The sequence below is a fragment of the Mesorhizobium sp. genome (assembly GCF_005063415.1).
Lineage (GTDB): Bacteria > Pseudomonadota > Alphaproteobacteria > Rhizobiales > Rhizobiaceae > Mesorhizobium.
The window spans coordinates 1,783-10,528 of the sequence record NZ_SUEG01000096.1; the positions used below are offsets into that span (position 1 = coordinate 1,783).

Below are 8,746 nucleotides of genomic sequence, written 5' to 3' on the forward strand. Positions count from 1 at the left end.
AAGCCCCTGGCGAGCAGTCCGCTTGCCGTCACCGTGTCGCCGAGCGCCACGCCATGGCCGTGGACAGCGGCTTCGGTCGCCATGCGCGCGTCGCCAAGATGGTGGCGGCGGCCGCGCTCCAGGTCCAGCGCGTCGGCGGCGGCCAGCCAGGTGTGCCATTCGCGGCCATCGTCGCCATGCAGGAAGACGTGATCGGCGAGGTCGCGGACGGTGCGGATCGGGCGGTTGTTGATCAGCGTCGGGCTGACCACCGGGAAAAGTTCGAGACCCGACCATTTGCGCATCCAGCAATCGGTCCAGCTGCCGTCACCATAGTGCACGCAGACATCGATATGCGGTGCGCGGACGTCCTTGGCATCATTGGATGGGATCAGCGTCAGCCGGATATCCGGATATTGCGAAGTGAAGCTGCCCAGCCGCGGGATCATCCACAGCAACAGCAGCGCCGGCACGCAGGATACCGACAGCGCGCCGGTGCTGGCCGGCCTCGTCATGCGCTGGGTGGCGGCGGCAATGCCGTCGAAGGCGGTCGACACCGCCGGCAGCAATTCGGCGCCGTGCGGCGTCAGCTTCACCCGCTGGCCGGCACGCTCGAACAGCTTGACGCCCAATGATTGTTCGAGCGCCTTGATCTGATGGCTGATGGCGCCGTGGGTGACGTTGAGCTCCGCCGCCGCCTTGCTCAGCGAGGCATGGCGCGCCGTCGCCTCGAAGGCGCGCAGCGGATTGAGCGGTGGCAAACGCTTGGCCATTGGAACCTGAACTCTGTGAGATTTTCTCACAACAAACACCTTAACAATATCAATTGATTTTTCAAAGCAGCTACAGGACACTTTGCCCAGGCATTGCATCAAGACGTGAGAGCTGCAGGCAGCCGACGGCTGCGGCTATCGAGGCCGCCGTCCGCGCGCTTCACCAGCCATGGAGGACCGACATGGGTTACGACCGCGGCAAGCTCGAAGCGTTGCGCCGCAAATACGGCGAGAGCCATGGCGGCGAAATGTTCGACCCGAAATTCCAGCGTGTCGCCGACAAGATCTTCTCCAAGAGCGGCACGCGGCTGGCGCCCTATTCCGGCATCCCGACCTTCCTCGCGGCGCCCTATCGTGAAATCGCCGCCGACAATCCGGATTTCGGCGATCTTCAGGTGGCGATGATCGGTGTGCCGATGGATCTGGGCGTCACCAACCGGCCGGGCGCCCGTTTCGGGCCAAGGGCACTGCGCGCCATCGAGCGCATCGGCCCCTACAATCATGTGCTGGAATGCGCGCCGACGCATGAGCTGAAGGTCGCCGACATCGGCGACGTGCCGTTCCAGAGCCGCTACCGGCTGGAGACCAGCCATGACGACATCGAACGCCGCACCAACCAGATCGTCGACGCCGGCGTGCTGCCCTTATCTGTCGGCGGCGACCATTCGATCAGCCACCCGATCCTGAAGGCTGTCGGCAGACAAGCGCCGGTGGGCATGATCCATATCGACGCCCATTGCGATACCAGCGGCCTGTTCGACATGACCAAGTTCCACCATGGCGGGCCGTTCCGCAACGCAGTGCTGGACGGCGTGCTCGACCCGAGCCGCACCATCCAGATCGGCATTCGCGGCTCGGCCGAGTACCTTTGGGAGTTCACCTATGAGTCCGGCATGACCGTCGTGCATGCCGAAGAGGTGACCGGCCTCGGCATTCCCGCCATCATCGAGAAGGCGCGCAGGATAGTCGGCGACGGCCCGACCTATGTCTCCTTCGACATCGACAGCGTCGATCCGGCCTTTGCGCCGGGCACCGGCACACCGGAAGTCGGCGGGCTGACGACGCGCGAAGTGCTCGAGCTGCTGCGCGGCCTGAAAGGCCTCAACATCGTCGGCGGCGACGTCGTCGAGGTGGCACCACAGTACGACGCGACCACCAACACGGCGCACGCCGGCGCGCAGGTGCTGTTCGAGATCCTCAGCCTGATGGTCTTCAGCCCGGCAATCACCGGCAAAGCGGGCTGACACGCTCGACCATGATCCCGAAAGTGCGAACCGGTTTTCGGAGACGATCATGGTCCACTAGAGAATCCAAAGGCGACCGCCGCGCTGGAGCCGGCGGTTGCACTCAAACAAACAAGCTTCCAGCAGGGGAATAAAAATGAGACTTCACATGAAACTCAAATCATCTATCGCCGCCGTGCTGATGCTCGGTGCGGCCGGTCTTGGTTTCACCACCCAGGCCGTCAATGCCGACGCAATCGACGACATCGTCAAGGCCGGCGCGATCAATGTCGGCATCTTTTCCGATTTCCCGCCTTTCTCCTCGGCCAGCGCCGATATGAGCATCAAGGGCTACGACATCGACGTGGCGCAATCCATCGCCGACCAGCTCAAGGTCAAGCTCAATCTGGTCAGCGTGACCGGCCAGAACCGCATTCCGTACCTGACCGACAAGCGTGTCGACCTGCTGATGAGCGTCGGCTACTCCAAGGAGCGTGAGCAGGTGATCGATTTCGCCGCCGCCTACGCGCCCTATTACATCGCCGTCATCGGCCCGGCAGCACTTGCGGTCAAAGGCAAGGAAGACCTCGCCGACAAGTCGATCGCCGTCAATCGCGGCACGCTGGAGGACACGTCGCTGACCGAGGCAGCACCCGCCTCGGCCGACATCCGCCGCTTCGACAACTACAATTCCGTCATCCAGGCGTTCATCTCGGGCCAGACCCAGCTGATGGTGGTCGGCAACGATGTCGGCGCCCAGGTGCTCGCCCGTCAGGAGGCGCTGAAGCCGGAACAGAAATTCCAGCTTCTCACCTCGCCCTCGCATATCGGCCTCAACAAGAAGGAAGACCGCCTCAAGCAAGCGGTCAACGATGCGGTTGCCAAGATGCTGGCCGATGGCAAACTGGACGAAAGCTCGAAGGCTTGGCTGAAGACACCGCTCGATCCCGCCAATCTCAAGGATTGACGGCCGGTGACCTATAGCCTCGACTTCGGCTGGCTTGCCGGGGCGACAGGGGCGATCGCGCGCGGCGCGGCCACGACGATCCTGTTGATCGCCGTGACCACGCTGGCGGGAACGTTGCTCAGCATCCTCGGCGCCGCAGGGCGGCGGAACGGTCCGCTGCTGCTCAAGCGGGCGATCGGCGTCTACGTCGAGGTGATCCGCAACACGCCGTTCCTGGTGCAGCTGTTCTTCATCTTCTTCGGGCTGCCCAGCATCGGCGTCAGGCTCGATCCGGTGCTGGCAGCCATGTTGGCGATGACGCTCAACATGGCCGCTTATACGATCGAGATCGTTGGCGCAGGGCTCGATGCGGTGCCTCCCGGGCAGACGGAAGCGGCACTGGCGCTTGGCCTCAGGCCGCGCCAGGTCTTCATCAAGATCGTGCTGCCGCAGGCGCTCAAGGTGATCTATCCGGCGCTGACCAGCCAGATCGTCATCATGATGCTGGAATCCGCTGTGGTGTCGCAGATCGCGGTGCGCGAGCTGACCTACGAAGCCGACATGCTGCAGGCACGCACGTTCCGGGCTTTCGAGACCTATTTCGTGGTGACGATGGTCTATCTCATCCTGTCGATTGGGCTGCGCCGGCTGCTGGTCGGCGGCGGGCGCCGGCTTCTTGGAGCCGGCGTGTCATGATCGAATTCACCTTCTGGGATATTCTGCGCAACCTACTGCTGGCGGCGCGCTGGACGGTGCTCTTGTCGTTGGCCGCCTTTGTCGGCGGCGCCGTGGTCGGCATGATCGTGCTGTTCTTCCGCATCGCCAAGAACAAGTGGGCGCGGCGGCTTGCCTCCGGCTACATCGCGCTTTTCCAGGGCACGCCGCTGCTGATGCAGCTGTTCCTGATGTTCTTCGGCCTGCCGATGCTGGGCCTGCGCATCGAGCCGTGGACCGCGGCGGTGCTTGGCCTGACCTTCTTCGCCAGCGCCTATCTCGCCGAGATCTGGCGCGGCGGCGTCGACGCACTGCCGCGCGGCCAGTGGGACGCCGGCGCCAGCCTCGGCCTGCACTATCTGCAGGAGCTCAGGCTGATCATCCTGCCGCAGGCGTTTTCGATCACCCGCGCGCCGACCGTCGGTTTCCTGGTACAGCTGATCAAGTCGACCGCGCTGACCTCGATCATCGGGTTCGAGGAGCTGGTGCGGACATCCAATGCGATCAACAATGCGACCTTCGAACCGTTCAAAGTCTATGGGCTGGTAGCGCTGATCTTCTTCGTCATGTGCTTTCCGCTGACGCAGTATGCGCGCTCGCTCGAGCAGCGGGCGGCGGCCCGCTGAGGGGGCGCATGTTGTTTGGGTCGTTTGACGACGTTAGCCTTCGTCAACTTTTGACCCCGAGCAGGCTCTCCCAGGTGAGGGCGCGCATGACTGCTTTGCGCAGCAAGTCTGCCGAAGGGGACCGCATTTGGGATTCCTGAGAGCAGACGTCGTCTGCAGCTTCACTGGAGGTCAAGCAGGCGACTATTGGCAATAATGCGGGGAAAGCGCAGGATTGTCCAAAGGGCCTTCGTTTGCGACAGGGCATTTGCGCGATGAGTCAATTTGGTAGCGAACCGATTCGTGATCCTGCGGACCTCGGCTTCGACAAGGCGCGGCTGGCGCGACTGAAGCGGTGGATGCAGCGATATGCCGACACCGGGCGCTGGCCGGGCGGTGCGGTGCTCATCGCGCGCCATGGAGAACTCGCCTTTTTCGACTGCGCCGGGCACGCAGACGTCGAAGCCAAGCGGCCTTGGCAGCGCGACCTCATCGCCCGCATCTACTCGATGACCAAGCCTGTCACCGCCGTCGCGCTGATGATGCTGTACGAGGAGGCGCGCCTGCATCTCGACGATCCGGTCGAAGCTTACCTGCCGGAATTCAAAAATAGGCAAGTTCTGATACCGGGCGCAACGTCGCTCGACCAAACGGTGCCCGTCAAAACGAAGATGACGATCCACCATCTGCTGACTCACACATCTGGCCTAAGCCTTTTCACGAACCCTCGACTGCTCGGTGAAGCTTATGCCAAGGAAAAACTCGGCCTCGCCCTTGCTTACGGTGGGCTCGACAAGATGGTGCGCAGGATAGCCGAGCTGCCATTGGAATGGGAGCCGGGCACGAAATGGCAATACAGCACCGGGTCCGATGTCATCGGCCGCATCGTGGAAGTCGTTTCTGGAGTGACGCTCGACAAGTACTTCGCGACGCGGATCTTCGAGCCCCTCGGCATGACCGACACCGGCTTCTCTGTACCGGAGGCTGAGATCGGCCGTTTTCCCCCGCTCTATGAGGCTACAGCTGGCGGCATGGCATTGCACGAAGCGCCGCAGGTTTCGGCGTGGCGGCAAGGCAAGATTGATACGTTCTGCGGTGGAGGCGGGCTCGTCGGAACCATCGACGACTATTGGAGGTTCACCGAAATGCTGCGGGCTGGAGGTGAACTCAACGGCGAACGCATCCTCAGTCCCCGCACTTTGAGATTGGCGGCGTGCAATCACCTACCGGGAGATCTTGCCTCGATGGCAACCGAAGTTTGGGCCGAAACCCAGTTTGACGGCGTCGGGTTCGGTCTGTTGGGCTCGGTCGTCCTCGATCCGGCCAAGGCACAAATTTCGGCGCAAGTGGGCGACTATGGCTGGGGCGGGGCGGCAGGCACCTTCTTCTGGGTGAGTCCGGTCGACGACCTGGTTGTCATTCTCTTCACGCAACTGCTGCCTTCGAGTGCCATTCCGGTGCGCAAAGAGCTGCGCGCACTCGTCCATGGCGCATTGACGGGGACCTAAGATACGTCAACAGAAACTGCGCGGAGCAACTTTGCGCTTGGCAGGCTTGGGCCGTGGTCGAGACGATGCCCGCGCAACCTGAATGTCCGCTCTTGAGGAACCGCAGCCTGAAGCTGCCTGTCCCCTTGCGGCCCATATTGAGACGTTCGTTGCCTCCGTGCCAAGCGTCCGCTCATGGCCCTTATCGGACGTTTCGTGCGCCGATCTGCAGGCGTCGGTTAATCAGCCACAATGTCAGGAGATGACGACCACCGGACAACCGGCGCCCATCCGAATTCAACGCCCAAACGCCAGAGGCGGCGCTATACGGTCGCGCCGCAGCCAGCGCCCCAGCAAGAGCGCCGCCACCACCGCCAGTCCCGACGACAGGCCGATCCAGATGCCGACGCCATTGAAGCCGAAACGGAAGGCCAGCAGTACGCCGAGCGGCAGGCCGATGCCCCAATAGCCGATCGCGGCATAGATCATCGGTACCTTGGTGTCGTGCAGGCCGCGCAGCATGCCGCTGGCGACCGCCTGCGCACCGTCAAAAACCTGGAACAGCGCGGCAAAGGCGAGGAACGACACGGCAAGCGCCACCACCTCGGCATTCGCCGGATTGCCCAGGTCGATGAAGGCGCCGATCAGGAGATGCGGCCACAGGATCATCACCAGCCCCATCAGCGCCATGAAGGAGACACCGACGACATAGGCGGTCCAGCCAGCCCGGCTGACACCTTCCGGATTGCCGGCGCCGTGGGCAAGTCCGACGCGCACCGTCACCGCCTGGTTGAGGCCGAGCGGCACCATGAAGGTGATCGAGGCGATCTGGATGGCGATCGCATGGGCGGCAAGCGAGGCCGCATCGATCAGACCCATGAGAAAGGCCGCCGCGTTGAAGATCGTCACCTCGAACGCCAGCAGGCCCGCGATCGGCAGGCCGAGCCGCAACAGGCCCTTGAAGCGCGGCCAGTCGGCCCGCCAGAAGCGTCCGAACAGACGATAGCGCCGGAATTTCTTCTCAAGCATCACCACCGCCGCCATGCCGGCGAACATCAATGTGCTGGACAGCGTGGTGGCAAGGCCGGAGCCGGCGATACCCATCGATTGGATGCCGAGATTGCCGAACATGAACAGCCAGTTGAAAAAGGCGTTGCAGGCGACGGCAACGAAGACGATGATCAGTGCCCAGCCCGGCCGCTCCAGCGCCGAAATAAACGAGCGCAGGACGATGTAGCCGAAAAAGGGCAGCACCGCCCATTCGAGCCAGCGCAGATAGATGCCGGCCTGATGCGCCAGTGCCGGTTCCTGACCCATGGCCAGCAATACGGCCTCGCCGTGCCAGAGAAGGATCCATATCGGAAGGCAGATGAGGATCGCCAGCCACAGGCCCTGGCGCACGGTGCGGCGCAGGTCGCGCACCGAGTGGCGGCGACGGCCGAGCTCGGTCGCCATCATCGGCGAGGTCGCCAGCATCAGGCCGAGCCCGAAGATGAGCGGCATGAAGTAGAGGTTGGCACCAAGCGCACCGCTGGCCAGCGTGTCCGGCCCCAGCCGCCCCATCATCATGACGTCGGTGGCGGTCATCGCGGTCTGGCCGAGATTGGTCAGCACCATCGGCCAGGCAAGCGCCAGCATCGCCCTGATTTCCCGACGCCAAAGGTTTTCCGGCGCGCGAGCGTCGGCTTCGATCGCAGACATTCTAGTTTTCCGCCTATCCGATTGCGGCACGTCGGCAAGAGCCGGAAGCCGCGTCTCAGCGCGGAAAATGGCCAAGATCGGCCGGATTCCGCATTACGACGGGTTTGTCTATCAAATGGGCACCGGTGGCAAGAGGCTGACTTGCGGAAGGGTTAAGCCAGTCAACTCAATGCATGCTATTGGAGAGGCTATGGAAGCAGCTATGGTCACGGCAGATCCATTTGAAAGGCAGCCTGATGAGCGCGTTTCCCGAAATCTATCTGGTTCGGCATGGCGAGACGGAATGGAGTGCGTCCGGGAAACATACCGGCCGTACCGACATACCGCTGACGCCGGCCGGCGCGGACGTGGCAAGGCGGGTCACTGAGCGGCTCAAGGGCCTGTCCTTCTCGGCGGTGTGGTCGAGCCCGTCGCAGCGCGCCTTCAACACCTGTGCGCTGGCCGGCTTCGGCTCGTCAGGCGTGAAGAAGGACGATCTGGCGGAGTGGGATTATGGTGCCTATGAGGGATTGACCACCAAGCAAATCCTCGCCGAGCGTCCCGGCTGGCGGCTCTTTCGCGACGGCTGCCCGCGCGGGGAGTCCGCCACGGATGTCGGCTCGAGGGCGGACCGGATCGTCAGCCAGTTGCGCGAGGCCGGCAGCAACGTCCTGGTCTTCTCAAGCTCGCATTTCCTGCGGGTGCTGGCCGCACGCTGGCTCGGCCTGCCACCGCAAGGTGGCGCGCTTTTCGTGCTGGATACCGCCAGTGTGAGTGTGCTCGGTTATGAGCACGATCTTGACGAGCCGGTTATCCGGCGCTGGAACCAGAGATAGCGGCCGATCCCGATCTATCGGATCGCGTCCAGCGCCCGCCTTTGCCGATGCATCTCGAGAAACACGCGATAGTCGCGGTCGAACCGGCCGGCGGCAGCCGGATTGGGCTCTCGCGTCTTGCCGCCCTGCTGCATGGCGACGCAGGCAGCGTTCAAATCGGGAAAGAGCCTGGCCGCGGTGGCGGCAATCATGCCGGTGCCGAGCAGCACCGCCTCGTCCGCCAGCGGCTCGACCACCGTGCAGCCGGTGGCGTCGGCATAGAGCTCCATCAGCAAGGGGTTCTTGGTGTGGCCGCCGGTGACGTGCAGCGTGTCGATCAGATAGCCGTTCTCGTTCAGCGCTTCCAGCACATGGCGGACGCCAAGCGCGATGCTGACCGCGGTGCGCCAGTAGAGCTTGCACAGGCTGTCGAAGGAGGAATCCAGCGTCAGCCCGCTGATGACGCCGACGGCATGCGGGTCGGCGAGCGGCGAGCGGTTGCCGTGGAAATCGGGCAGTACGTG

8 protein-coding genes and 1 pseudogene are annotated in these 8,746 nt (G+C 63.4%); 6 read left to right on the forward strand and 3 right to left on the reverse strand.

The genetic code is table 11. The features are described from left to right. A pseudogene (locus tag E5W70_RS22100) lies at positions 1-752 on the reverse strand (LysR family transcriptional regulator); the annotation flags it as partial. A 182-nt stretch (positions 753-934) separates the two neighbouring features. On the opposite strand from E5W70_RS22100, the gene speB reads away from it, so the two are divergent. The 5 genes from speB to E5W70_RS22125 all read left to right on the forward strand — a co-directional run bounded on the left by speB (position 935) and on the right by E5W70_RS22125 (position 5,748). Beyond that, positions 935-1,996: an agmatinase gene (gene speB / locus E5W70_RS22105; protein WP_292662369.1), complete on the forward strand. Its 1,062-nt coding sequence runs from the start codon at positions 935-937 to the stop codon at positions 1,994-1,996. A 136-nt stretch (positions 1,997-2,132) separates the two neighbouring features. Continuing rightward, a complete protein-coding gene (locus E5W70_RS22110) occupies positions 2,133-2,942 on the forward strand; it encodes a transporter substrate-binding domain-containing protein (protein WP_292662371.1) in 810 nt (269 codons plus the stop codon). A 6-nt stretch (positions 2,943-2,948) separates the two neighbouring features. Further along, positions 2,949-3,617 carry an amino acid ABC transporter permease gene (locus tag E5W70_RS22115; RefSeq protein WP_292662374.1) on the forward strand — a complete coding sequence of 223 codons (669 nt, stop codon included), beginning with the start codon at positions 2,949-2,951 and terminating at the stop codon, positions 3,615-3,617. Beyond that, on the forward strand, positions 3,614-4,261 hold the full coding sequence (locus E5W70_RS22120) for an amino acid ABC transporter permease (protein WP_292662377.1): 648 nt from the start codon (positions 3,614-3,616) through the stop codon (positions 4,259-4,261). Before E5W70_RS22115 ends, E5W70_RS22120 begins: the two co-directional genes overlap by 4 nt. A 254-nt stretch (positions 4,262-4,515) precedes the next feature. Beyond that, the gene (locus E5W70_RS22125; RefSeq protein WP_292662380.1) at positions 4,516-5,748 is read left to right on the forward strand and encodes a serine hydrolase domain-containing protein; all 1,233 of its coding nucleotides are present in this window, start codon (positions 4,516-4,518) and stop codon (positions 5,746-5,748) included. Positions 5,749-6,024: 276 nt separating this feature from the next. Here the strand turns inward: E5W70_RS22125 and E5W70_RS22130 are convergent, their stop codons facing one another. Further along, positions 6,025-7,428: an MATE family efflux transporter gene (locus E5W70_RS22130; RefSeq protein WP_292662384.1), complete on the reverse strand. Its 1,404-nt coding sequence runs from the start codon at positions 7,426-7,428 to the stop codon at positions 6,025-6,027. A gap of 233 nt (positions 7,429-7,661) precedes the next feature. Here E5W70_RS22130 and E5W70_RS22135 point away from each other — a divergent pair, with 233 nt between their 5' ends. After that, positions 7,662-8,243, forward strand: a complete 582-nt coding sequence (locus E5W70_RS22135; protein WP_292662417.1) for a histidine phosphatase family protein — start codon at positions 7,662-7,664, stop codon at positions 8,241-8,243. Between the two features lie 14 nt (positions 8,244-8,257). On the opposite strand, the gene E5W70_RS22140 is transcribed toward E5W70_RS22135, so the two are convergent. After that, positions 8,258-8,746: FGGY-family carbohydrate kinase (locus E5W70_RS22140; RefSeq protein WP_292662386.1), on the reverse strand; the 489-nt coding region annotated here is incomplete at its 5' end.